Origin of the sequence: Streptomyces sp. P9-2B-2 (assembly GCF_030406865.1) — a bacterium.
Classification (GTDB): domain Bacteria; phylum Actinomycetota; class Actinomycetes; order Streptomycetales; family Streptomycetaceae; genus Streptomyces; species Streptomyces platensis.
In genome coordinates, this window is record NZ_CP129126.1 from 4,508,545 (window position 1) to 4,532,645 (window position 24,101).

General features: G+C 70.8%; 21 protein-coding genes. 10 read left to right on the forward strand and 11 right to left on the reverse strand.

The genetic code is table 11. The annotated features are described in order from the left end of the window. Window positions 1–50: 50 nt before the first annotated feature. Together QT196_RS19650 and QT196_RS19655 are read right to left on the reverse strand one after the other, a co-directional pair. Window positions 51–1,004, reverse strand: coding sequence for a pirin family protein (locus QT196_RS19650; protein ID WP_168480339.1), 954 nt, complete (start codon window positions 1,002–1,004; stop codon window positions 51–53). Window positions 1,005–1,207: 203 nt separating this feature from the next. Continuing rightward, window positions 1,208–1,678, reverse strand: coding sequence for an SseB family protein (locus QT196_RS19655; RefSeq protein ID WP_168480340.1), 471 nt, complete (start codon window positions 1,676–1,678; stop codon window positions 1,208–1,210). Between the two features lie 163 nt (window positions 1,679–1,841). Here QT196_RS19655 and QT196_RS19660 point away from each other — a divergent pair, with 163 nt between their 5' ends. The 7 genes from QT196_RS19660 to QT196_RS19690 all read left to right on the forward strand — a co-directional run bounded on the left by QT196_RS19660 (window position 1,842) and on the right by QT196_RS19690 (window position 11,652). Continuing rightward, a complete protein-coding gene (locus QT196_RS19660) occupies window positions 1,842–3,668 on the forward strand; it encodes an acyl-CoA dehydrogenase (protein WP_168480341.1) in 1,827 nt (608 codons plus the stop codon). A 305-nt stretch (window positions 3,669–3,973) separates the two neighbouring features. Beyond that, window positions 3,974–5,269, forward strand: coding sequence for a M18 family aminopeptidase (locus QT196_RS19665; RefSeq protein ID WP_290355334.1), 1,296 nt, complete (start codon window positions 3,974–3,976; stop codon window positions 5,267–5,269). A 1-nt stretch (window position 5,270) separates the two neighbouring features. Next, window positions 5,271–7,301: a BTAD domain-containing putative transcriptional regulator gene (locus QT196_RS19670; RefSeq protein WP_290355335.1), complete on the forward strand. Its 2,031-nt coding sequence runs from the start codon at window positions 5,271–5,273 to the stop codon at window positions 7,299–7,301. A 169-nt stretch (window positions 7,302–7,470) separates the two neighbouring features. After that, the gene (locus QT196_RS19675) at window positions 7,471–8,307 is read left to right on the forward strand and encodes a DUF4232 domain-containing protein (protein ID WP_290355336.1); all 837 of its coding nucleotides are present in this window, start codon (window positions 7,471–7,473) and stop codon (window positions 8,305–8,307) included. A 382-nt stretch (window positions 8,308–8,689) separates the two neighbouring features. Further along, window positions 8,690–9,700, forward strand: a complete 1,011-nt coding sequence (locus QT196_RS19680; RefSeq protein ID WP_168480345.1) for a hypothetical protein — start codon at window positions 8,690–8,692, stop codon at window positions 9,698–9,700. Between the two features lie 179 nt (window positions 9,701–9,879). Further along, entirely contained in the window at window positions 9,880–10,776 is an 897-nt protein-coding gene (locus tag QT196_RS19685) for a helix-turn-helix transcriptional regulator (protein WP_290355337.1), read from the forward strand. A gap of 228 nt (window positions 10,777–11,004) precedes the next feature. Continuing rightward, complete coding sequence (locus tag QT196_RS19690; protein ID WP_266737448.1) at window positions 11,005–11,652, forward strand: DUF4232 domain-containing protein; 648 nt, start codon at window positions 11,005–11,007, stop codon at window positions 11,650–11,652. Between the two features lie 81 nt (window positions 11,653–11,733). Here QT196_RS19690 and QT196_RS19695 read toward each other — a convergent pair whose 3' ends face one another. Further along, the gene (locus QT196_RS19695; protein WP_168480348.1) at window positions 11,734–13,542 is read right to left on the reverse strand and encodes an NHL domain-containing thioredoxin family protein; all 1,809 of its coding nucleotides are present in this window, start codon (window positions 13,540–13,542) and stop codon (window positions 11,734–11,736) included. A 64-nt stretch (window positions 13,543–13,606) separates the two neighbouring features. Between QT196_RS19695 and QT196_RS19700 the strand changes: the two genes are divergently transcribed. Together QT196_RS19700 and QT196_RS19705 are read left to right on the forward strand one after the other, a co-directional pair. Continuing rightward, the gene (locus QT196_RS19700) at window positions 13,607–14,137 is read left to right on the forward strand and encodes an LURP-one-related family protein (protein WP_168480349.1); all 531 of its coding nucleotides are present in this window, start codon (window positions 13,607–13,609) and stop codon (window positions 14,135–14,137) included. A gap of 151 nt (window positions 14,138–14,288) precedes the next feature. Further along, complete coding sequence (locus tag QT196_RS19705) at window positions 14,289–15,113, forward strand: maleylpyruvate isomerase family mycothiol-dependent enzyme (protein WP_168480350.1); 825 nt, start codon at window positions 14,289–14,291, stop codon at window positions 15,111–15,113. 166 nt (window positions 15,114–15,279) lie between these two features. On the opposite strand, the gene QT196_RS19710 is transcribed toward QT196_RS19705, so the two are convergent. The 3 genes from QT196_RS19710 to QT196_RS19720 form a co-directional block, all read right to left on the reverse strand. Beyond that, complete coding sequence (locus QT196_RS19710) at window positions 15,280–16,533, reverse strand: MFS transporter (protein WP_168483846.1); 1,254 nt, start codon at window positions 16,531–16,533, stop codon at window positions 15,280–15,282. Window positions 16,534–16,649: 116 nt separating this feature from the next. After that, window positions 16,650–17,333, reverse strand: a complete 684-nt coding sequence (locus tag QT196_RS19715) for a GntR family transcriptional regulator (protein WP_168480351.1) — start codon at window positions 17,331–17,333, stop codon at window positions 16,650–16,652. 166 nt (window positions 17,334–17,499) lie between these two features. After that, window positions 17,500–18,366 (reverse strand): GNAT family N-acetyltransferase, encoded by an 867-nt coding sequence (locus QT196_RS19720; RefSeq protein WP_266737454.1) that lies wholly within the window; start codon window positions 18,364–18,366, stop codon window positions 17,500–17,502. Between the two features lie 197 nt (window positions 18,367–18,563). Between QT196_RS19720 and QT196_RS19725 the strand changes: the two genes are divergently transcribed. After that, on the forward strand, window positions 18,564–18,740 hold the full coding sequence (locus QT196_RS19725; RefSeq protein ID WP_167536116.1) for a hypothetical protein: 177 nt from the start codon (window positions 18,564–18,566) through the stop codon (window positions 18,738–18,740). 28 nt (window positions 18,741–18,768) lie between these two features. Here QT196_RS19725 and QT196_RS19730 read toward each other — a convergent pair whose 3' ends face one another. The 5 genes from QT196_RS19730 to pdhA form a co-directional block, all read right to left on the reverse strand. Beyond that, the gene (locus tag QT196_RS19730) at window positions 18,769–19,191 is read right to left on the reverse strand and encodes a VOC family protein (RefSeq protein WP_168480353.1); all 423 of its coding nucleotides are present in this window, start codon (window positions 19,189–19,191) and stop codon (window positions 18,769–18,771) included. A gap of 48 nt (window positions 19,192–19,239) precedes the next feature. Continuing rightward, complete coding sequence (locus tag QT196_RS19735) at window positions 19,240–20,103, reverse strand: helix-turn-helix domain-containing protein (RefSeq protein ID WP_211117381.1); 864 nt, start codon at window positions 20,101–20,103, stop codon at window positions 19,240–19,242. Between the two features lie 72 nt (window positions 20,104–20,175). Further along, on the reverse strand, window positions 20,176–21,639 hold the full coding sequence (locus QT196_RS19740) for a dihydrolipoamide acetyltransferase family protein (protein ID WP_168480355.1): 1,464 nt from the start codon (window positions 21,637–21,639) through the stop codon (window positions 20,176–20,178). A gap of 23 nt (window positions 21,640–21,662) precedes the next feature. Continuing rightward, window positions 21,663–22,646, reverse strand: coding sequence for an alpha-ketoacid dehydrogenase subunit beta (locus QT196_RS19745; protein WP_085923742.1), 984 nt, complete (start codon window positions 22,644–22,646; stop codon window positions 21,663–21,665). A gap of 2 nt (window positions 22,647–22,648) precedes the next feature. After that, entirely contained in the window at window positions 22,649–23,866 is a 1,218-nt protein-coding gene (gene pdhA / locus QT196_RS19750) for a pyruvate dehydrogenase (acetyl-transferring) E1 component subunit alpha (protein WP_168480356.1), read from the reverse strand. Between the last annotated feature and the right edge of the window lie 235 nt (window positions 23,867–24,101).

Genomic DNA, 24,101 nt, shown 5'->3' on the forward strand with positions numbered 1-24,101 from the left:
CATCGGGGGCGGCGTTTCACGTGAAACGCCGCCCCGCTGCCGACGTGGCGTCAGCGCTCGTCGGCGGGGATGGTCCCGAGCCGGCCGGCCTGGAAGTCCTCGAAGGCCTGCGCCAGTTCGGCGTGGGTGTTCATCACGAACGGGCCGTAATGCATCATCGGCTCGCGGATCGGCAGCCCGCCCAGCAGGACCACCTCGAAGTTGGGGCTGCGCGACTCCTGGGACTCGTCCGCCCGGATCGTGAGCGAGTCCCCGCTCCCGAACACGACTGCCTGCCCCATACGGAACGGGCGTCCCTCCGCACCGGCCGTACCGCGTCCGGCCAGGGCGTAGGCAAGGGCGTTGAAGTCCTTGCGCCAGGGCAGGGTCAGCTCGGCGCCCGGGTTCACCGTCACATGCATCATCGTGATCGGCGTATGCGTGACGCCCGGCCCCTGGTGGCCGTCGAGGTCACCGGCGATCAGCCGCAGCAGCGCGCCACCATCGGCCGAGGTCAGCAGCTTGACGTTGCCGCCACCGATGTCCTGGTAGCGGGGGGCCATCATCTTGTCGCTCTTCGGCAGGTTCACCCACAGCTGGAGGCCGTGGAAGAGACCACCGGACAGGACGAGCGACTCCGGCGGCGCCTCGATGTGCAGCAGCCCCGAACCGGCCGTCATCCACTGGGTGTCACCGTCGTTGATGACGCCACCGCCGCCGTGCGAGTCACGGTGCACGAAGGTGCCGTCGATCAGATACGTCACCGTCTCGAAGCCCCGGTGCGGGTGCCAGGGCGTGCCCTTGGGCTCTCCCGGCGCGTACTCCACCTCACCCATCTGGTCCATCATGATGAACGGGTCGAGGTGCTTGTAGTCGATCCCGGCGAACGCACGGCGCACCGGGAATCCCTCGCCCTCGAACCCGCTCGGAGCGGTGGCTACGGCCAGCACGGGGCGGGCGGGCGCCGCGACGGGCGCCGCCACACGCGGCAGGGTCAGCGGATTCTCAACGGTCACTGCGGGCATGACGGCCTCCTCGGTCGCAACCAACTTAGTTGAATGGTGAACAACCCGCAAGGCCCACGGCATTCCCGCCCACGTTTCCCCAGGTCGAAGGGGCTCCCTGAGTCGATAAGGGCACCCACACACACCTCGGGCCGGCCCCTCCGAGGGACCGGCCCGTGACTCAGCGGCGGCAGCGGACACCGGCCCGCCGCACACCGGGACGGCTAGCCGTACATTCGCCGCATCGCGAAGTCGACCATCTGCTCCACGGCCTTCGCGTCGAAGACCATCCGGTGGTCACCCTCCATGTCGAGGACGAAGCCATAGCCGGTCGGCAGCAGGTCGAGCACCTCGGCACCGGTGATCACGAAGTACTTGGACTCCTTGCCCGCGTACCGCCGCAGCTCCTTGAGCGAGGTGAACATCGGGATCACCGGCTGCTGGGTGTTGTGCAGCGCCAGGAAGCCGGGGTTCTCACCGCGCGGGCAGTAGACCTTGGACGTGGAGAAGATGCCCTGGAAGTCCTCGGCGGACATCGAGCCGGTGGTGAAGGCGCGCACCGCGTCGGCGAGGGAGGGCGGGGACGGCTCGGGATACAGCGGCTGCTCGCCGTAACCCCCGGGGGCCGGTTGTTGCGGCGGGGGCGCTCCGTACTGCTGCTGCCCGGCACCCGCGTTCTGGTCGTAGCCGTACATGCGCCACAGCGTACTGAGTCAGCGATTCTCCGGGGGACGCTCGTCACAGATGGGCGGTAGGGGTTGATTCTTATTACCGGTGGGTAGCATCATCGTAGGCACTTGCTACTTGCTGGTATTGCGTTTGAGGTCCTCCCTCCCGAACCCTTACGGAGCCGTATCCATGGGGCACTACAAGTCGAATCTCCGCGACATCGAGTTCAACCTCTTCGAGGTGCTCGGCCGGGACAGCGTGTACGGCACCGGACCGTTCGCGGAGATGGATGTCGACACCGCCAAGAGCGTGCTGTCCGAGATCGCCCGGCTGTCCGAGAACGAGCTGGCCGAGTCCTTCGCCGACACCGACCGGAACCCCCCGGTCTTCGACCCGGACACCAACACCGCGCCGGTGCCGGACAGCTTCAAGAAGAGCTACCAGGCCTTCATGGACGCCGAGTGGTGGCGGCTGGGCATCCCGGAGGAGCTCGGTGGCACCACCGCGCCGCGCTCCCTCCTGTGGGGCTTCGCCGAGACGATCCTGGGCGCCAACCCGGCCGTGTGGATGTACGCGTCCGGCCCCGCCTTCGCCGGCGTCCTCCACGAGGAGGGCACCGAGGAGCAGCACCGCATAGCCCAGCTGATGGTGGACAAGCAGTGGGGCTCCACGATGGTGCTCACCGAGCCGGACGCCGGTTCGGACGTCGGCGCCGGCCGCACCAAGGCCGTGCAGCAGGCGGACGGCACCTGGCACATCGAGGGCGTCAAGCGCTTCATCACCTCCGGTGAGCACGACATGTCCGAGAACATCGTGCACTTCGTCCTCGCCCGTCCCGAGGGTGCCGGTCCGGGCACCAAGGGTCTGTCGCTCTTCATCGTGCCGAAGTACGACTTCGACTGGGAGACCGGCGAGCTGGGCGAGCGCAACGGCGCCTACGCCACCAACGTCGAGCACAAGATGGGCCTGAAGGCCTCCAACACCTGCGAGATGACCTTCGGCGCCAACCACCCGGCCAAGGGCTGGCTGCTGGGCGAGAAGCACGACGGCATCCGCCAGATGTTCAAGATCATCGAGTTCGCCCGGATGATGGTCGGCACGAAGGCCATCGCCACCCTCTCCACCGGCTACCTCAACGCGCTGGAGTACGCCAAGGAGCGCGTGCAGGGCCCGGACCTGGCGGCCTTCACCGACAAGAGCGCCCCGCGCGTCACCATCACCCACCACCCCGATGTGCGCCGCTCGCTGATGACGCAGAAGGCGTACGCCGAGGGCATGCGCGCCCTGGTGCTCTACACCGCCACGGTCCAGGACGAGATCCTCGTCAAGGAGACCGCGGGCGAGGACGCGAGCGCCGCGATCCGCCTGAACGACCTGCTGCTGCCGATCGTCAAGGGCTACGGCTCGGAGAAGTCCTACGAGCAGCTGGCGCAGTCGCTCCAGACCTTCGGCGGCTCCGGGTACCTCCAGGAATACCCGATCGAGCAGTACATCCGGGACGCCAAGATCGACACCCTCTACGAGGGCACCACCGCGATCCAGGGCCAGGACTTCTTCTTCCGGAAGATCGTCCGCGACCAGGGCCAGGCCCTCACCGCCCTCTCCGACGAGATCAAGAAGTTCCTCGCCGACAACACCGGCGGCGCGGAGCTGGAGCAGGCCCGCGGCGAGCTGGCCACGGCCGCCGCCGACCTGGAGGCGATCGTCGGCGCCATGCTGACCGACCTCGCGGCGACCGAGAAGGACGTCAAGTCCATCTACAAGGTCGGCCTGAACACCACCCGTGTGCTGATGGCCTCCGGCGATGTCGTCATCGGCTACCTCCTGCTCAAGGGTGCGGCCGTGGCCGCGGAGAAGCTGGCCGGCGCCTCGGCGAAGGACAAGCCCTTCTACACCGGCAAGATCGCCGCGGCGAAGTTCTTCGCGCACCACGTCCTGCCGGGCGTCTCCCTCGAGCGCGGTCTGGCCGAGTCCGTCGACCAGTCGCTGATGGAGCTCGACGAGTCCGCGTTCTAAGAGGGAATTCCGTGGCCCGGCTGCGGCGTTTCTCTTAGAGGTCTCTCAGATTGACCGTTCAGACTGACGGGGCCCGTCTCTCTTCCCCCGGAGAGACGGGCTCTGTCATGTCCGGAAAGGCGGGCCGGATGTCACGACAGCGCAGCGGGCGCACCTCCGTATGCCGGTTAGGCGGCCCGTTACACCCGGAATCCACCACTCCGCAACACTTCCCGGCCCGGAAGGCAGAAATCCTGGCCGGAAGGGTGCGCAGTCGCGCCGCATGCGCACGAGGAATGGGGGGTCCGGCTCCTTATGCTGAATCCATGACCAACTCCGCCCGCTTCGATCGCGGCCACACCGACGACCTGATGACCTATCTCGCCGCCAGTCCGTCGCCCTACCACGCAGTGGCAAACGCGGCGGAGCGGCTGGAGAAGGCCGGTTTCCGGCAGGTCGCCGAGGTCGACGCGTGGGACGGCGAGAGCGGCGGCAAGTACGTTCTGCGCGGCGGCGCGATCGTCGCCTGGTACGTGCCGGAGGGCGCGAACGCGGCCACTCCGTACCGAATTGTGGGGGCTCACACCGACTCTCCCAATCTGCGGGTGAAACCGATTCCGGACACCGGCGCCCGCGGCTGGCGGCAGGTCGCCGTCGAGATCTACGGCGGCACCCTGCTCAACACCTGGCTCGACCGCGATCTGGGGCTGAGCGGGCGGGTGACGCTGGCGGACGGCAGCCACCGGCTCGTCCATGTCGACCGGGCGCTGCTGCGGGTGCCGCAGCTGGCCGTGCACCTCGACCGCTCGGTGAACTCCGAGGGGCTGAAGCTCGACAAGCAGCGTCATATGACGCCGATCTGGGGCCTGGGCGAGGTGGCCGAGGGCGATCTGATCTCCTTCGTCGCCGAGGAGACCGGCGTGCCGGCCGGCGGCATCAAGGGTTGGGACCTGATGGTCCACAGCATCGAACCACCCGCCTACCTGGGCCGCGACCGCGAGCTGTTGGCCGGCCCACGGATGGACAACCTGCTCTCCGTGCACGCCGGTACGGCCGCGCTCACCGCCGCGGCGGCCGCCGGGAGCGCGCTGAGCAGCATTCCGGTGCTGGCCGCCTTCGATCACGAGGAGAATGGCAGCCAGTCCGACACCGGTGCGGACGGCCCGCTGCTCGGCACCGTCCTGGAGCGCTCCGTCTTCGCCCGCGGCGGCTCGTACGAGGACCGGGCGCGCGCCTTCGCCGGCACGCTCTGCCTGTCGTCCGACACCGGGCACGCCGTACACCCCAACTACGGTGAGCGGCACGACCCTGGCCACCACCCGATGCCCAACGGAGGACCGATCCTCAAGGTCAACGTCAATCAGCGCTATGCCACGGACGGCAGCGGACGGGCCGTCTTCGCGGCGGCCTGCGAGCGGGCCGGGGTCCCCTGGCAGAGCTTTGTGTCCAACAACTCGATGCCCTGCGGGACCACCATCGGTCCGATCACCGCGGCCCGGCACGGCATCTCGACGGTCGACATCGGTGTGGCGATCCTGTCCATGCACTCGGCGCGTGAGCTGTGCGGCGCCGAGGACCCGTATCTGCTGGCGAACGCCCTGACGGCCTTCTTGGAGGGCTGAGTTGGAGTTCTCACTGCTCGGCCCGATCGCCGTGACGACCGGCTCCGCGGAGCTGTCGCTCGGGCCCGCCAAACGGCGCAGTGTGCTTGCGCTGCTGCTGTTGCAGCCCAACACCACCGTCCCACTGGAGCAGTTGATCGACTCCCTGTGGGAGGACGAGCCACCCGAACACGCCCGTACGGTCGTCCAGGGTCATGTCTCGCGGCTGCGCGCCACGCTCGCCGAGGGCGGCGCGGAGGCGTACGGCATCGAGCTGACCACGCACGGCTCCGCCTACCTCCTGCGGCTGCCGGAGGAACTGATCGACGCTCACCGGTTCGGTGAGCTGGTGGCGCTGGCGCGCCCCGAGGTGGCGCCGGGCGATGCCGTACCCCTGCTGCGCGAGGCGCTCGGCCTGTGGCACGGGCCGGCGCTGACCGGCACGGTCACCAGCCCGCCGTTCGCGGCCGCCGCCCATGCGCTGGAGGAGCGGCGGCTGACGGCCGTGGAGGCGCTGGGCCGGGCGCACGGCGTGCTCGGCGAGCACGAACAGGCCGCGGCCATCCTCTACTCCGCGGCGGTCAACCACCCGCTGCGGGAGGGCCTGATCGCCGGGCTGATGCGGGCGCTGTTCCGCACGGGACGGCAGTCCGACGCACTGGAGTGGTTCCACCGCACCCGCCGGCTGCTCAACGAGGAGCTGGGCGTCGATCCCGGCGAGCGGCTGCGCGGTGCCTACGAGGAGATTCTGCGCGCGGAGGCGGCCGGTGGGGGACGGGCCAAGCCCGCGGGCGGGGCGCGTCCGGCAGGTCCCGCTTCCGCCGGGGCTCCCGGAGGAAGCCGTTCCGCGGCAGACCGTGGGCCGCAGCCCGTTGCGGGCGCCGACCGGGGACCCGTACCGGACGGCACCGGCACGGTGGACACCCGTGGTGGCGCGGCCGTGCCCGGCGGCGACGGGGCGCGGACGGGCGCGACGGACGGCACCCGGGCCGGGTCGGGACGGGCCGGTGCGGCGCCGCGGCTGCTGCCCCGGGCGCCGGCCCGCTTCCTGGGACGGGAGCGGGAACTGGCCGCCCTGACGGCCGTGTTGACGGACGGTGGGACCGGGGAGAGTCCGCTCGCGGTGGTGGCGGGGCCGGCCGGTGTCGGCAAGACCGCCTGCGCCGTGCAGTGGGCGCATCTGTGTGCCGGTGCCTTCCCCGACGGCCAGCTGTTCGCCGATCTGCGCGGCTTCGGTGAGGGCGACGAGGCGGCGCCGGCCGAGATCCTGCGCGACTTCCTGCTGGCGCTGGGCACGCCGCCGGAGCGGGTGCCCGGTTCGGCGCAGGCCGCGTCGGCGCTGTTCAGGTCGCTGGTGGCGGAGCGCCGGCTGCTGGTCGTCCTCGACAACGCGCGCAGCTCGGCGCAGGTACGGCCGCTGCTGCCCGGCGGCCCGCACTGCGCCACGGTCGTCACCAGCCGCAGCCGTCTCGACGGGCTGGTCGCCACCGACTGCGCCCGGCCGGTCGGCCTCCAGACGCTCGGCCACGAGGAAGGCGCGGCGCTGCTCGGTGCCATGCTCGGCCCGGAGCGGGTCGCCGAGGACCCGGCGGCCGCACGCGAGCTGGTCGATCTGTGCGACGGGCTGCCGCTGGCGCTGCGGGCGGCGGCCGCCCAGCTGACCGCCCGGCCGCGCTGGCGGCTGGCCCGGCTGGCCTCGGCGCTGCGGGACGAACGGCGGCGGCTGGCGCTGCTGTCCGCGGAGGACACCGGCATCGCGGCGGCCCTGCGGATGTCCGTCGCCCGGCTGTCGGCCGACGACGCACAGCTGCTCAGCGCGCTGGCGACCAGCGCGGACGGACACCTCAACGCGTCGCTGGCGGCGGCGCTCGCCGGATACGACCCGGAGCGCACCCAGGACGGCCTGGACCGCCTCGCGGAGATGCATCTGGTGGACGAGGAGGCCACCGATGTCTACACGATCAGCACGCTGACCCAACTGTTCGCACGGGACGAGCGCGGGGAGAGCGGCGAAGGGGGCAAGCACGGTACGGGTGACGGGAGCAAGGAGTGACGGGCGCGGCCGAGCCCCTGGCCGTCCTTGTGCGCGGGACGTTAGGCGCACGTTAGTGGTACGCCAGCGGCGAGCGGCAAGGTAGTGGTCACACCGCAGGACAGACCACAGGCCAGACCGCAGGGCGTAGCGCCGGCACGGTAGGGGCCACCGACCGGGGGAGACCGGAATGCCGCGCAGCCACCATCACGCCGAGCCCGTCATCGAGTCCGGCGCCTCCCGCCCGTCCCGTGCGGTCCGCCGCCGTACGCTGCGGATCGCCGCGGCGGGACTCACCGCCGTCGCCGCGCTCACGCTCACCGCCTGCGGCGGCCAGGACAACCCGCTCCAGACCGGCGCCGCCAAACCGTACAACCCGGTGCCGCAGGGCGTCGAGGAGCCGGTGGCGAAGGGCGACGGCGGCCCCCAGGGTGGTCCCCGGCCCGACGGCGGCCGCGCGGAGCGGACCTCGGTCCAGCACGGCGCCTCCGGCGCGGGTGCCGGAGCGAGCGGCACCGAGGCGAGCGGCACCAGGGCAAGCGGCACCGGGGCGAGCACCGGCAAGGCGGCGGGCAAGAGCAGCAATACCGCCGGCATCCGGCACACCGCCTGCGACGCCGCGAAGATCCAGATTGTCGCCAAGCCGCTGAAGCGGCCGGTCAACCATCTGCTGCTGGAAGCCACCAACACCTCCGGCGCCACCTGCGACCTCTACTTCTCCCCCTACCTGCGCTTCGACGAGGCCCAGAGCCCGCTGGCCGAACTGCCGGACAGCAAGCCGCAGTCCGTGGTCACCCTCGCCCCCGGCCAGTCCGGCTACGCCGCGGTGATGACCTCGTCCGCCGACGGTTCCGGCACGAACGGCGGCACCATGACCTCGCTGTCCGTCAGCCTCCCCGGCCGCGACGGCAAGGGCAGCATCGGCGGGTCGCGGACGGTGGCGCTGCCCGGCGGCTCCGTGTACCTCGACGACAGTGCCTGGGTGACGTACTGGCAGTCGGACATGAGCGACGCGACGGCGTGGTGAACCCCGTCCGGTAACGCGTCACTCCGCGCTCTGTGAGCCGTGGTCCGGTCACCCGGTGCCCGGCAGGCCGTCAGCCGTCTGACGCAGGCTGAAAGGACCGGCCGCAGAGCCCTCTTGAACCAGGGCGCCCGCATCCCCCAGCGGGCGCCCTTTTCATTGTCCGCCTTCCGCTGTCCCGTCATGTCTCGTCCCGCGCTCCGCCCTGTCCCGGGCTGCTGACGTCATTGCAGCTCACAGCCGTGTGCAGGGCCGGGACATCCCAAGGGACGAGGAACCTCCGGGCCGCCCCGGTGCCCCGCTCCACGATGGTCTCCGTCGCCGTGAGCAGACCGTCCGGCGGCGCACCGACCGGCCAACCGGCCGTAAACGGAGGGGAATCGGCATGTACGAGCACAGCAGCACCCACCCGGCGGACACCACCCCCACGGACCAGACCGCCCGCACGACGCGTCGGCGGTCCCCGTTCCGCAGGACCGTGTGGCGCGGGGTCCTGCCCACGGTGGCTGCGGCCGGCATCGGCGTCACCGGGTTCGCGGGGCTCGCCCACGGCAGTGAGGTGGGCAGCGCGACCACCGGCGGGCAGTCCGCGACCGCCACCGGGATCTCCCACGACGGCTCCGCCCGCGCCTTCCGCGCCGCGGGCAACGGCTCCGTACGGCAGGCCGCCGCTGCCGACTTCCCCACGTGGGGCACCCGTTGGGCGGTGCACGCCACCGCGGACACCGGCTCCCCCACCGTCGGAATGATCAACAAGACGGCGCCGGGTCAGGACCGGATCACCGCCGACTACCAGGTCGACACCGGCCGCAAGGTCTGCGAAGGCAGCTCCTGCTCCACGTTCATGGCACACCTCACCGGGCCGGTCAGCGGCTTCCTCAGCGTGGTCGCGGTGGACATCCCGCAGGACCGGCTGCCGGGCGTACCGGTCCAGGGCGGCGGAGGGCAGCCGCAACCGCAGCCCGGCGGTTCGCGTGCGGAGATGCTGAACCGCGCCGCCACCTGGCTGACCGCCAACAATGGCGCCCAGGTCCCGTACAGCCAGGCCAAGGTCTGGAAGGACGGCTACCGCCAGGACTGCTCGGGCTATGTGTCGATGGCGCTCGGGCTGCCGACGCCCGGCACCAACACCGTGGGGCTGGCCACCAACCGCGGCATCACCCGGCCGGTCTCGCTCGGCGAGCTCAAGCCCGGCGACCTGCTCATCGACGCCTCCGGCGACAACAACACCCGCCATGTGGTGATCTTCGAGAAGTGGAACAACGACGCCCACTCCTCGTACACCGCGTATGAGCAGCGCGGTGACCACGGCACCGACCACCGGACGCTGACCTACGGACTGCCCGGCGGTGACGCCGAGTTCAAGCCCTACCGTCCGGTGAAGTTCGGCGACTGACTCCGTCGCACCGGGCCGCCACCCGGGGCGTGCGGCCTGAGGTCCGACGGAAGATCTCACGCTGTTTCACGTGAAACGTCACTATCTGATCCGGGCGCGATCCGGATCGTGTAACGAGGGGCACTTCCGGCACAGGGGAGCGGAAGTGCCCCTCGCGCGCGCATGCCCGCTGTGCTGGAATGCGAGACGTGCCTGGCCATCAGAACCACGCCGATCATGTCCGCCGTAAGCCATTGGCCCCGCTGCCCGACGAACTCTCCGGCCCGGTACGGGACTTCGTCAGCTCCTTACGCCGCATGCACGGCGAACTCGGCTACAGCCTGAAGGAGTTGGAGAGCCGGCTGCCCGCCAGCCGCTCCTCGCTCTCCCGCTATCTGCGCGGGCAGAGCCTGCCCGACGAACGGCTGCTGGTGCAGTGGTGCACGCTCTCCTTCACCGGCGAGGACCGGCTGCCCGCCCTCGTCGACCTGCTGCACCGCGCCCAGGAGGCGGCGGACGCGGGAGCGCGGGCGACGGAGCGGGACGGTACGCCCGACGGGGAGACCCGGGTGGACACCGACGCTTCGCCCGGCGCCGGGGCGGAAACCGAGGCCGCGGCGACGGGCGGGCGGCGAGGGCGGCTGGTGCTCGCCGGGCTCGGGACCGCCGCGGTGCTCATCGCCGCAGCGCTGGCCGTACCGGCGCTGATCAGCTCGAACGGGTCGCCGGACAGCGGCAGTGACGGCCGGGCGCCGGGCGCGAAGAGCGCGGCGTCGGCCACCGGGTCCGCCCGGCTCACCGTCCACAACGTCGAACGGGACTGTCAGCACCGGCGGACCGAGAACTGCGCACTCGGGCTGGCCCGCGATCCGTACCGGCTCTATCGCCGCTCCAATGTCGTGGGCCATGTCTGGCACGGCGAGGTGCTGCGCGCGGTCTGCCGGATCGCCAACGGGATCACGGTCACGGATGAGGTGGGCGGGCACAGCAGCATGTGGTTCCGGGTCGAGCACGACGGCGATCAGGTGTGGATGCCGGCCATCCGTATTCGCCCGGAACAGGTCGAGAACACCACGTTGCCCGGCTGTCCGGGCTGACGCTCCGGCGTCCCGTCCGGGACCGGAATTTCGTCACCCAGAGGTTGATCTTCACCCCCGTAACGGGCCGGCACCGACCTCCGCACACCCCCTATGAGCTGCGATAACGCCATATCGCCAGGGCCCGCGACGAACCCACCCTGGCGCATCGACCGGCAGTGGATATCGTGGCCGTGCCATGACAGACACACCTCGCTGATACGCAGCACCTCACTGGGGGAACCACCCATGACCGCACGCCGCTCCCGCCACCGCTCCGCCGCATACGCCGCCCTGGCCCTCGGGCTGGCTGGTTCGCTCGCGCTGACCGGCTGCAACAGCCACTCCTCGAAGAAGTCGAAGAAGTCGTCCTCCTCGTCTTCCAAGAGCAAGAAGCGCAAGATCATCGGTGGCGGTGCGGCTGCGGCGGGCGCGGGAGCGGCATCGCGGCGGGTGCCCGACTGCTACCCCAGCACGTACAAGGTCACGTTCTCTCAGCAGACCGGCCCGAAGAGCCATGTGGCCGTGAAGTTCAAGAACTCCACCAGCCGCGACTGCAAGCTCTACAACGCGCCGCTGCTGCGCTTCAACAACGCAAACAAGCCGCTGCCGCTGCTCCAGGGCACGCCCGGCCACCTCGACGGCACCCGCATCACGGTGCCCGCCCACGGCTACGCCTACGCGGTCATCCCCACCAACACCGCGGCCACCAAGGGCACCGAGCAGAAGTCGGTGGCCATCGACTTCATGGGGATCTCCGCGAGCTCCGTCACGCACGGTCCGGTCACCGTCGACTTCGCGGAGAAGCGGCTCCACATCTCCGTCGGCGCGAGCAAGGTCACCAACTGGAGCTCCAGCATTCACGGGGCGCAGCTGGCGGGCGGCGTCGGCAACTAGCCGCGGCGCCGACCGGCCCGGGGTGACGGCCGGCGGTTGGCTTCGGCCCGGGCCCGGTCGACGGGCCCGGGCGTCGCGCTCCTACTCGGCGTCCATCCCGGCCAGGACGAGACCCAGCCGGGCCACCCCGCCCTCGGCGATCTCGACCGGGACGCCCCAGTCCTGCTGGTGTACATGGCAGGCGGGGTACTCGATGTCCGGGGCGTCGTCACAGGACGCGGCCATCGCCGAGACATGCAGTACGCCCTCGGTCACACCGTCCGCGAGCACCAGATCCCGGGTGAGGTCGGTCCCGGCGCCCGCACCGTCGGCGAGCAGCCCCGGCGGTGTCGCACTGACCAGCAGCCGCGTCGAGGGACCGTAGCGGGTGTCGAGCTTCTGTCCGGCCGGGGCCTGGAAGACCACCTCCAGCCGCAGCGCGCCCGGGGCAACCCCGGTGGCCGCGCGCCGGGTGCGATGTGCCACCGACTCGACGCGAATGGCCTCCTCCGGCAGCCGCAGCCGGGTCAGCCGGTGCCGCGCCGACTCCACCACCACGAGGTCGCCGTCGACGAGCACCGCGTCGGACGGCTCGCGCAGATCCTTCGCCAGCGTCGTCACCTCGCCGCTCGCGGGGTCGAAGCGGCGCAGGGCGTGGTTGTAGGTGTCCGCGATGGCGACCGAGCCGTCGGGGAGCGCGGTCACTCCCAGCGGGTGCTGGAGCAGTGCCTGGTCGGCGGCGCCGTCGCGGTGCCCGAAGTCGAACAGGCCGGTGCCGACGGCCGTCCGGATGACATAGCCGTCGCCCGCTTCGGCGGGCTCCACCCAGCGGACCGCGCTGGTCTCCGAGTCCGCGATCCACAGCCGGTCGCCGGCCGCCGCGAGCCCGGACGGCTGGGCGAACCACGCCTCGGCGGCCGGGCCGTCCACCAGGCCCTCGTTGGTGGTGCCGGCCGCGACCTCGACCGTGCCGGTGGCCGGGTCGTACGTCCACAGCTGGTGCACCCCGGCCATCGCGATCCACAGCCGGTCCTGCCACCAGGCGAGGTCCCACGGCGAGGAGAGGTCCACCTCGCGCGCCGGCCCCGAGGTCGGCGAGCCCTGCCACCACTGCTTGCCGGTGCCGGCCACCGTCTCCAGCGTGCCGCTGTCCGGGTCGAGGACGCGGATGGCGTGGTTGACCGTGTCGGCGACGGCCACCTTGCCGTCCGGCAGCAGCGCCAGGCCCTGCGGCTCGTTGAAGGTGTCCGCGGTCAGCCCGCGTTCGCCGGTGCCGATCCGGCGCAGCACCTGCTCGCCGTCCGCCGCCAGCTCCACCAGCTGATGCCGGGTGGTGTCCGAGACGAGGAAGCTGCCGCCCGGCAGCCGGACCGCCTTGCCGGGGAAGCGCAGATCGGTGGCCACCGGCTCCGGCGGTACGTAGGGACCGTCGCCGCGGTGCAGGGTGCCCTTCGCCTCGTGCTCGGCCTCCAGCTCCTCGACGAGCTTCTCGATGGCGTGCGCATGGCCCTCACCGGCGTGCTGGGCGACGACATACCCCTCGGGGTCGATCACCACGAGCGTCGGCCAGGCCCGTACCGCGTACTGCTTCCAGGTGGTGAGCTCGGGGTCGTCGAGGACCGGGTGCTCGACGCCGTAGCGCTCCACGGCGTCCACGACGGCCTGGTGCTCGGCCTCGTGCACGAACTTCGGGGAGTGCACGCCGATGATCACGACGGTGTCGCGGTGCCGCTCCTCCAGCTCCCGCAGCTCATCCAGGACATGCAGACAGTTCACACAGCAAAAGGTCCAGAAATCCAGGACGACAATGCGTCCTCGCAGGTCGGAGAGGGTCAGATCCTTGTTGCCGGTGTTCAGCCAGCCGCCCTTGCCGGTCAGCTCGGGGGCGCGGACGCGTGCACGTGAAGCCATGTGGACATTCAACGTCACTCGGGTGCGTGCGCATTCCGCAGGGCCCCGGGGGAACACGTCAGCCATGCAGCGATCTCCCGGGGACACGTCCCCGCGCACGGGCAAGTACGTGGTACGTGACCGCATCTTCGGCATCGGTGACGACTACTGGATCGAGGACGAGCACGGGCGGCACGCCTACCTGGTGGACGGGAAGGCACTGCGGCTGCGGGAGACCTTCGAGCTGAAGGACCCCGAACGGCGGGTGCTGATCACCATCCGCAAGAAGATGCTCAGCCTGCGCGACACGATGACCATCGAGCGGGGCGACGAGCCGCTGGCCACCATCAAGCGCAAACGGCTCTCACTGCTGCGCAACCACTACCGCGTCGAGCTGGTGGACGGCACCGAGCTGGACGTCAGCGGAAAGATCCTGGACCGGGAGTTCGCGATCGAGTACGACGGCGAACTGCTCGCCGAGATCTCGCGGCGCTGGCTGACCGTGCGCGACACCTATGCGGTCAACGTCGTCCGGGAGGACGCGGACCCGCCGCTGCTGATCGCCATCGCGGTGTGTGTGATCCGGCTGGCGGAGCGGGAGCGCGGCGAGGACTGAGAAGCACGCGTTCCGGGCGTACGGCGCACCCCTCTGCGGCCGGGAGACATCGGCCTACGATGGTCGTCCGAAAGCACTGCCGGGGTGCCCGTGCGCAGCGTAACTTAACTGCACAGACAGCAGCCCGCGTACGAACCGTCCGAGGGGTCCCGTGACCGTCCATCCCAGCCTTCAGTCCTCCATCGATGCCTGGACTCACTCCATAGAAGCGATAACCGAGCTGGTGACTCCGCTCGTCGAAGGCGAGTGGAACAGGGCGACGGGCCTCCCAGGATGGTCTGTGCGTGATGTGGTCTCCCATGTCATCGGCCTGGAATGCGAGATGCTGGGCGACCCGCGGCCGATTCACACGCTGCCGCGCGATCTCTACCACGTACGCAGCGAGTCGGCGCGACGCATGGAGGTGCAGGTCGACGTCCGTCGGCACCACACCGCGCCGGAGATGCTCAGCGAGCTCGAATACACCGTCATCCGCCGCTCCCGCCAGCTGCGCAACGAGTCCCGCCAGCCGGACGCCGAGGTACGCAGCCCGCTCGGCGAGGACCGTACGCTGGAATTCGTGCTCCAGCAGCGGGCGTTCGATGTCTGGGTGCATGAGCAGGACCTGCGCCGGGCGCTCGGCAAGCCCGGCAATCTCGACTCCCCCGGCGCGCAGGTGACGCGCGATCTGCTGGTGAAGGCGCTGCCCGGCATCGTCGCCAAGCGGGCCCAGGCGCCCGCCGATTCAGCGGTGGTCTTCGACGTCAGCGGTCCGCTGGAATTCCTGCGGACGGTCCGGATCAACGCCGAGGGCAACGCCACGATCGACGGCAGCGTCTCGCTCGGTCCGACCCTGACGCTCGCCCTGGACTGGGACACCTTCCACCAGCTGGCCTGCGGCCGGGTGCGTCCGGCGGCGGTCACCGAGCAGATCAAGATCGACGGCGACGCCGAACTGGCCGCGGCGATCCTGGACCACTTCGCGGTCACGCCGTAGCACCAGGGCCAGGCGGACAGCGTCCCGGCGGGTATCCGCCTCTCCGCGCCGATGCCCGTCAGCCGGCCGGAGAACGAGAGCCGGCCCCGGAGTATGAGCCGTTTCACGTGAAACAGCCCTGTCCGTTCCACGTGAAACGGACCCGGCCGCCAACCGCTCGGCCGCCTCAGGCCGGCACGTGCACCGCCTCGACCCGGCTGACGACCAGCCGTTCGCGCTCGCGTCGCGCCGCACGCCGACGCAGCCGCAGGATCTGCGAGACGCCGAGCGCCTCCAGGACGAATATCGAGGCGAAGGCGATCCGGTAGTTGTCGCCGGTCGCGTCCAGCAGCACTCCGACGGCGAGCAGGGTCGTCATCGAGGCGGTGAAGCCGCCCATGTTGACGATGCCGGAGGCGGTGCCCTGGCGCTCGGGCGGGTTGGCGGGCCGCGCGAAGTCGAAGCCGATCATCGAGGCGGGGCCGCAGGCGCCCAGCACCGCACACAGCACGATCAGCAGCGCCATCGGGGCATGATCGGCCGGCCAGGCCAGTACGAGCGCCCACATCAGCGCCGTGGCGGCCACGGTGCCCAGTGCCAGTGGCGTACGGGCCGCGTGATGGCGGGCGATGACCTGGCCGAAGACCAGGCCCACCGCCATGTTGGAGAGCACCACGAGGGTGAGCAGTTCACCGGCGGTGCCGCGGGACAGCCCCTGTGCCTCGACGAGGAACGGCAGGCCCCAGAGCAGCAGGAACACCATCGCGGGGAACTGGGTGGTGAAGTGCACCCACATGCCCAGCCGGGTACCGGGCTCCCGCCAGGCGTCCCCGATCTGCCGGCGCACGAATCCGGTGCCGGTGTGCGCGGCGGACGCGGGCGGCGGCTCGAAGCCCTCGGGGTGGTCCTTGAGGAAGAGCAGCAGCACGATCAGCACGACGATGCCGCCGGCCGCGCTGGCGGCGAAGGTCGGGGTCCAGCCGAAGGAGTGCAGGAAGCGGGCGAGGACGAGCGTGGAGACGAGGTTGCCCGCCATCCCGACCAGCGCGGCGATCTGAGCGATCATCGGGCCGCGGCGGGCCGGGAACCACCGGGCACCCAGCCGCAGCACACTGATGAAGGTCATCGCGTCCCCGCAGCCGAGCAGTGCACGCGAGCCGAGCGCCATGGCGTACGACGAGGAGAGCGCGAAGCCGAACTGGCCGGCGGTGTAGAGCACCACGCCGATCGTCAGCACCTTCTTGGCGCCGAGCCGGTCGACCAGCAGACCGACGGGGATCTGCATCCCCGCGTACACCAGCAGCTGGAGGATGGAGAACGTCGACAGCGCCGAGGCGTTGATGTGGAAGCGGTCGGCGGCGTCCAGCCCGGCCACGCCGAGGCTGGTGCGGTAGGTGATCGCGACGAAGTAGACCGCGACACCGATGCCCCAGACCGCCATCGCCCGCCGGCCGCCGGGCGGGTCCGCGGGCATCAGCCGGGCGGAGCCGCCGCGTATACCGGAGCCGCCGGCACCGTCCGAGCCGAGGGAGCCACCGGCGCTTCCGCTGCCGGCGCTCATCGCACGTCGCCCTGGGCGAGGTTACGGACCCAGCTGACATGGCGCTGCACGACCTCGGTCGCGGCGTCCGCGTCACCGGCGCGCAGCGCCTCCAGGATCTCCGCATGCTCGGTGATGTTCTTGGCGATCCGGTCCGGATGGGCATGCATCACCGCGACACCCATCCGCAGCTGACGGTCGCGCAGCTGCTCATAGAGCCGGTCCAGGATCTGGTTGCCTGCGCTGCGCACGATGGCGGCGTGGAAGGCGCGGTCGGTGACGGACACGGCGGCCAGATCGCCGGACGCGGCCTGCTCCCGCATCGTCTCCAGCAGCTCGGTCAGCTCGCCGACCAGCGCCTCGCTGGCGGGGACCGCCTTGGCCGCGGCGTGCTTCTCCACCAGCAGCCGGGTCTCGACGACATCGGCGATCTCCTGCGCGGAGACCGGCAGCACCAGCGCGCCCTTCTTGGGGTAGAGCCTGATCAGCCCCTCGACCTCCAGCCGCAGCAGGGCCTCGCGCACCGGTGTCCGTGACACCCCCACGGCGTCGGCCAGCTCGCCCTCGGTGAGCAGCATGCCGCCCTCGTAGCGGCGGTCCAGGACGGCGTCCTTGATATGGGCGTAGACCCGCTCGGCGGCGGGCGGCTGCTTGACGGCGGACTCTCTGGCAGGCGCGGTGGGCGTGGACGCTGAGGGCATGCGCACAGGATAGATACAACAGGTATGCGTTCAACACCGCAGTCCGAGATGCGGACAGGGTGGTCACGTTTTCGCTGGTGGAGGCGTTGTGGGCCCGTCATAGCGGCGGGGGGGGCCGGTCAGCGCCCGGTGTGCGCCCCGGCCCGTCCGCCGCCCGGCGGCACCCTCAGCCCGGCATCCGCCCCTGTGCGACCAACCGGTTCACGACCTGTGCGTGGGCGGGGGCACAGCGCTCCCGCGCTTCCTGGCGATCGAACCAGGCGTATTCGGCGATCTCCCGGCCGGGGGCCGGTGCGATGGCCTGGGGCCCGCCGGTGAAGCAGGTCATGTGCAGCCGACGCCCGTTCTTCCCGTGGGCGACGGCATGGATGACGAAGGCTTCCGACAGCTCGTCGGCGGGCACCACCAGGCCGAGTTCCTCACCGAGCTCGCGGGACAGCGCCTCCCGGGCGGTCTCGCCGGGCTCGTACTTGCCGCCCGGGAGATAGAACGTGTCGTTCCCACGCGTCCGTACGCTCAGCAGCCGCCCCTCGCGCAGATGCAGCCAGCTCACCGACTTCAACGGTGCGCCGCGCTCCATGGAGATCAGCGGATGGCCGGTCTCCTCGTCCGTCCGCCGCCCGCGCTCCGTGAAGCCCAGGTGCACGTAGAAGCGGCGGGCCCGGTCGTTGCCCTCGAAGACCTCCAGGGTCAGCGCGCCGTGCAGGGCCGCCGCATGCTCCAGCAACTCCCGCCCGGTTCCGCCGCCTTGGGCCTCCGGCGCCACGCACAGCCCGCCGACCTCGGTCCCGGACCGCTCACCGTCCCCGGATCCGCCGGGCAGCAGTCCGAGCAGCCCGATGACGCGGCCCTCGCGTTCGGCCACCCAGTTCTCCGCCTGGACGAGGTACATCTCACGGAGGAGCCTGGCCCGCTCGCCCGCGCCCTCCCCGTCGAGGAACGGGTACGCCTGCCGTGCAGCCCGGGACCACAGATCGGTGACCACGTCCTGGTCGGAGGGCTGGTAGGGCCGGATGATCATTTCGCTGCTCATTTCGCCGACCGTAAACAGCGCGGCCGACCGCGGCAAACCCTTTCCCGGGCACCGGCGGAAGGGACACTCCAGAGGGATGTCGGGTCCGCCTCAAGTCTGACAGGAGTCCGTACCTGCCGCGTACGGACCACGGTGAATCTCATGGGTGAATAGAGGCACGGAGTCGGGGAGGCTCCGACACCCAAGGGGAGTGGACCATGCAGCCCAGGACGAACGCCGGCCGCCGTACGCGGAATACCGTCGTGCTGGCATTGATCGTCGCCGGTCTGTGGGCGGGCATCGCCCTGACCCGCGGCGCCGCCCGCGCCGATGGCTCCGGTCCGGCCGGGCCGGTGGGCCACTTCAGCCGCGCGGTGGAGCTCATCCGCGGCTGACCGGCCCGCCGGTCGCGCGCGGCCCCGGCTACACCTTGCGCGGCTCACCGCGATACGTACCGAACGACCAGAGGTTGCCCTCGGGATCGCGGGCGCCGAAGCTCCGCGAGCCGTAGTCGGTGTCGTTCAGCTCCTCGATGATCTCCGCTCCGGCAGCTCTGGCGCGGGCGCACAGCTCATCGGGGCGGTCGGTGACGACATAGCCCCCGAACGTCCCGGGCCGCAGCGGCCAGCGGTCGTCCTCGGCCTCCCTGACGGAGCCGAGCATGATGCCACCGCCTTCCGGCCAGGAAAGCTGGGCATGCTCAACGCGCTCGCCCTCTCCAAAGACCACGGTCTCCTCGAAGCCGAACGCCTCGACCAGGAAACGGATCAGCCCACGGGCATCGCGAGCCCGCAGCGTCGGCCATACCTGCGGGGCGGGGGTGGTGTCGGACTGGTTCTCGGGCATATCGCCGGACCTCCTGGTCGGTGGGTGGCCCCCGATGGGCCGCCGACTTCAGCGTTCCCCGACGGCGTCCCCGGCGGCTTGGACGTTTCGGAACTCCTCGGCGAGCCACTGGCTGGGCGGACAGCCGGCCAGCGAGCGGAACTCCCGGGCGAGATGGGCCTGGTCGAAGTAGCCGCAGCGCACGGCCAGATCGGCCAGCAGCGGTGGGCGGCCGGTACGGGCCCCGGCGCCGAGCAGCCGCCGTGCCCGGTCGAAGCGGATGACCCGGGCGGCGGTCTTGGGCGTCAGCCCGGTTTCCTGCCGGAAGCGGGCGGTCAGATGGCGCGCGCTCCAGCCGACGTCCTCGGCGAGCGTGGCCACCGGGGCGGCGCCCCGCGAACACGCCAGCAGCTGCCAGGCGCGGACGATTTCGGGCGACGGACCGGGGGCGGGGACGGAGCCGCCCGGTTCGCGCGACAGGCGTTGCAGCAGAGCGGCATCCAGCAGCGCGAACCGCTCCGGCCAGCCGCGGGCCGTCCGCAGCCGCTCACCGAGGTCTGCGCCAAACCGTCCGAGGACGGCTTCCGCGGGAAGGTCGAGGCTCGCCAGCTCACCGGCCGGCAGCCCCAGCAGGGCGCGGGCGCCCAGTGGATGCAGACCGATCTGGATGCCGGACTGACGGCCCTGGTGGTCGATCAGCGCAGGGCGGGTGTGCAGACCGCCGATGAGGGTGTCGTACGTGCCGGGGGCCTGCCCGGGGTCGGGATGACCGGCCAGCGTGAGCGGCTCATCGAGGGTGAAGATCAGGGTCAGCCGGGGCGAGGGGAGCCCACGGTGCCGGCCCGGCGGCAGCCCGGCCTGCCGGTATCCGGCGTAGTCGCTGATGTAGGGGCGGAGCGGCGGCGCGGGGCGGACCCACGACTGCTCGTCCACAGGGCCGGTGCGGACCCGAGCCGGCGTTTCACGTGAAACGCCGCTCCGAACCGCCCGGCCCCGCATACCGGCTCATCCCCAGGTGATGAGCCGCTTGGGCCGCTCCAGCACCGCAGCGATATCCGCGAGGAGCTTGGAGCCCAGCTCGCCGTCGACGAGCCGGTGGTCGAAGGACAGCGCGAGCGTGGTGACCTGGCGCGCCTTCACCTTGCCCTTGTGGACCCACGGCTGGAGCTTGACCGCGCCGAAGGCGAGGATCGCCGACTCCCCCGGGTTGAGGATCGGCGTACCGGTGTCGACGCCGAAGACGCCGACGTTGGTGATGGTGACCGTGCCACCGGTCATCGCCGCCGGCGAGGTCTTGCCCTCGCGGGCGGTGGCGACCAGATCGCCCAGTTCCGCTGCGAGTTGGGGCAGCGTCTTGACTCCGGCGTCCTTGATGTTCGGGACGATCAGCCCACGGGGGGTGGCCGCCGCGATTCCGAGGTTCACGTAGTCCTTGTAGACGATCTCCTGCCGCGCCTCGTCCCAGGCCGCATTGACCTCGGGGTGGCGCTTGAGGGCCACCAGGAAGGCCCGGGCGACCAGCAGCAGCGGGTTGACCCGCAGCCCCGCCATGTCCGGGTCCTGCTTGAGCTCCTGGACGAGCTTCATCGTGCGGGTCACATCGACGGTGATGAACTCCGTGACATGCGGCGCGGTGAAGGCACTGGCGACCATCGCCTGAGCGGTGGCCTTGCGTACGCCCTTGACGGGCACCCGCCGCTCACGGGCGGCGGCGTTGACGACGCCGGTCTCCGCCGGGGCGACCGCCTCGGCGACGGGGGCCGGAACCTGGGCCGGTGCGGCCGGAGCCGCTGCCGGGGCGGCGGCCGCGTGCACGTCCTCGCGGGTGATGATGCCGTCCGGCCCGCTCGGGACGATCGTCGCCAGATCGATCCCGAGGTCCTTGGCCAGCTTGCGCACCGGCGGCTTGGCCAGCGGCCGGCCGGCGGCCCCGGCACTCGTGCCGTTCGCGACCGGAGCCACGGGCGCGACCGGCGCGGGCGCCGTGCGGCCGTTCAGCTCGGCCTGGAGCGCGGCGCTCACGGGCTCCGGCTGGGCCGGCACCCCCGGCTGGGGCTTGCGGGCCCGGCGCTTGGTCGAGGACGGCGCTGCGCCGTAGCCGACCAGCACCGCCTGCCGGCCCTGCGGCTCGGCCTCCTCCTCGGCCTTGGCGGCCTCCGGCGGCGCCTCGACCGCGGCCGGTGCCGTGGCGGGCCCGGCTCCGGGGTCGGTGTCCACGGAGATGATGACGGTGCCGACGTCGACGGTGACGCCCTCACCGAAGTTCAGCTCGTGCACCACCCCGTCGTAGGGAATGGGCAGTTCGACGGCGGCCTTGGCGGTCTCGACCTCACAGACGACCTGGCCGTCGGTGACGGTGTCGCCCGGCTTGACGTACCACTTGAGGATCTCTGCCTCGGTCAGCCCCTCGCCGACGTCGGGCATCTTGAACTCGCGGAAGCGCTGAGCGTTGGCGGTACTTGCAGTCATGGTCACGAACTCTCCTCAAACCCTCAGTACGCCAACGCACGATCAACGGCGTCGAGCACCCGGTCCAGTCCCGGAAGGTACTCGTCCTCCAGACGGGAGGGCGGATACGGGGAGTGGAAACCGCCGACCCGCAGGACCGGGGCCTCCAGGTGGTAGAAGCACCGCTCGGTGATCCGGGCGGCGATCTCGGCACCGGCGCCGAAGAAGACCGGGGCTTCGTGGACGACGACGAGCCGGCCGGTCTTCTGCACCGAGGACTGCACGGTGTCGAAGTCGATCGGGGAGAGCGAGCGCAGGTCGACGACCTCGAGCGACTTGCCCTCCTCGGCCGCGACATTGGCGACGTCCTGGCAGACCTTGACCATCGGACCGTATGCGGCCAGCGTGAGGTCGGAGCCGGTCCGGGCGATCCGGGCCTTGTGCAGCGGGTCCGGGATCGACTCGGTGTCCAGCCGCGACTTGTCGTGGTAGCGGCGCTTGGGCTCGAAGTAGATGACCGGGTCATCGCCCGCGATGGCCTGCTGGAGCATCCAGTAGGCGTCGGAGGAGTTCGAGGGAGAAACGATCTTGAGGCCCGCGACATGCGCGAAGAGCGCCTCGGGGGACTCGGAGTGGTGCTCGACCGCACCGATACCGCCCGCGTACGGGATGCGGATGACGACCGGCACCTTGACCTTGCCCAGCGCGCGGGCGTGCATCTTCGCGAGCTGGGTGACGATCTGGTCGTAAGCCGGGAAGACGAAGCCGTCGAACTGGATCTCGACGACCGGGCGGTAGCCGCGCAGCGCCATACCGATCGCGGTGCCGACGATGCCGGACTCGGCGAGCGGGGTGTCGATCACCCGGTCCTCGCCGAAGTCCTTCTGGAGTCCGTCGGTGACACGGAAGACGCCGCCGAGCTTGCCGACGTCCTCGCCCATGACGAGGACCTTGGGGTCGGCCTCCATGGAGGCACGCAGCGACTCATTGATCGCCTTGGCGATGGTGATCTTCTCGAAGACGGCCATGGTCAGTTCCCCTCCGCGGCGGCATCGGCGTCGGCGAACGACGCCTGGTACGCGGCGAACTGCGCGCGCTCCTCATCGACGAGCGCATGCCCGTCGGCATAGACATTCTCGAAGATCGCCATGTCGTCCGGGTCGGGCATGGCACGCACGGCATCGCGGACCCGCTTGCCCAGGGCCTCGCTCTCCTCGTCGATCGACGCGAGGTACGCCTCGTCGACCAGGCCCTCGGCCTCCAGGTACGTCCGCAGCCGCAGGATCGGGTCCTTGGCCTCCCAGGCCACCCGCTCCTCGTCCTCCCGGTACTTTGTCGGGTCGTCGGAGGTGGTGTGCGCACCCATGCGGTACGTGAACGCCTCGATCAGCATCGGACCCTGGCCGGTGCGCGCCCGCTCCAGCGCCGCCTTGGTCACCGCCAGACAGGCCAGGACGTCATTGCCGTCGACCCGTACGCCGGGGAAGCCGAATCCGCGGGCGCGCTGGTAGAGCGGCACCCGGGTCTGCTTCTCGGTGGGTTCGGAAATCGCCCACTGGTTGTTCTGGCAGAAGAACACGACCGGGGCGTTGTAGACCGCGGAGAAGGTGAAGGATTCCGCGACATCTCCCTGGCTGGAAGCACCGTCACCGAAATAGGCGATGACCGCGGAATCCGCGCCGTCCTTCTGCACGCCCATCGCATAGCCGGTCGCGTGCAGCGTCTGCGAACCGATGACGATCGTGTACAGGTGGAAGTTGTTGCTGTTGGGGTCCCAGCCGCCGTGATTGACCCCGCGGAACATGCCCAGCAGGTTCGTCGGGTCGACGCCGCGGCACCACGCCACGCCGTGCTCGCGGTAGGTCGGAAAGACGTAGTCGTCATCGCGCAGCGCGCGGCCCGAGCCGATCTGAGCGGCCTCCTGGCCCAGCAGCGAGGCCCACAGGCCCAGTTCGCCCTGGCGCTGGAGGGTGGTCGCCTCGGCATCGAACTTCCGCGTCAGCACCATGTCGCGGTAGAGGCCGCGCAGCTCTTCGGCGGAAAGGTCGATCGAGTAATCCGGGTGCTCGATCCGCTTGCCTTCGGGCGTCAGCAGTTGTACGAGCTGATCCTGCTCCGCCTCGTCGGGCCGGCCGGAGTTCCGGGCCTTGGCCGGGGACGCCTTCTTGGCCGACGTCGCCTTTTTGGCGGTGGTGCGCTTGCTGCTGCCGCGGGCGTTTTTCCGCTGCGCAGTGCCTTCCACGGTCACGTGCTGCTCCTCCGTCTGTCCGGCCCCCGGGGTCCGCCGGTGGCCGTATTGCGGCTCACCCGGTATCCGATACGGCGCACGGGGTGTGTGCGATCGCGGCCCGGCTCCGGGTGGAACAAAGCTCCCGGACAGTGGCCTGCTCATTGCACGTTACCCATTGTCAAAGCCGAAGTGGAAACGGCGCTGACCTGCGATTTTGCTTGGATTTCCAAGTAAATCGCGAAGGCTTGGAACA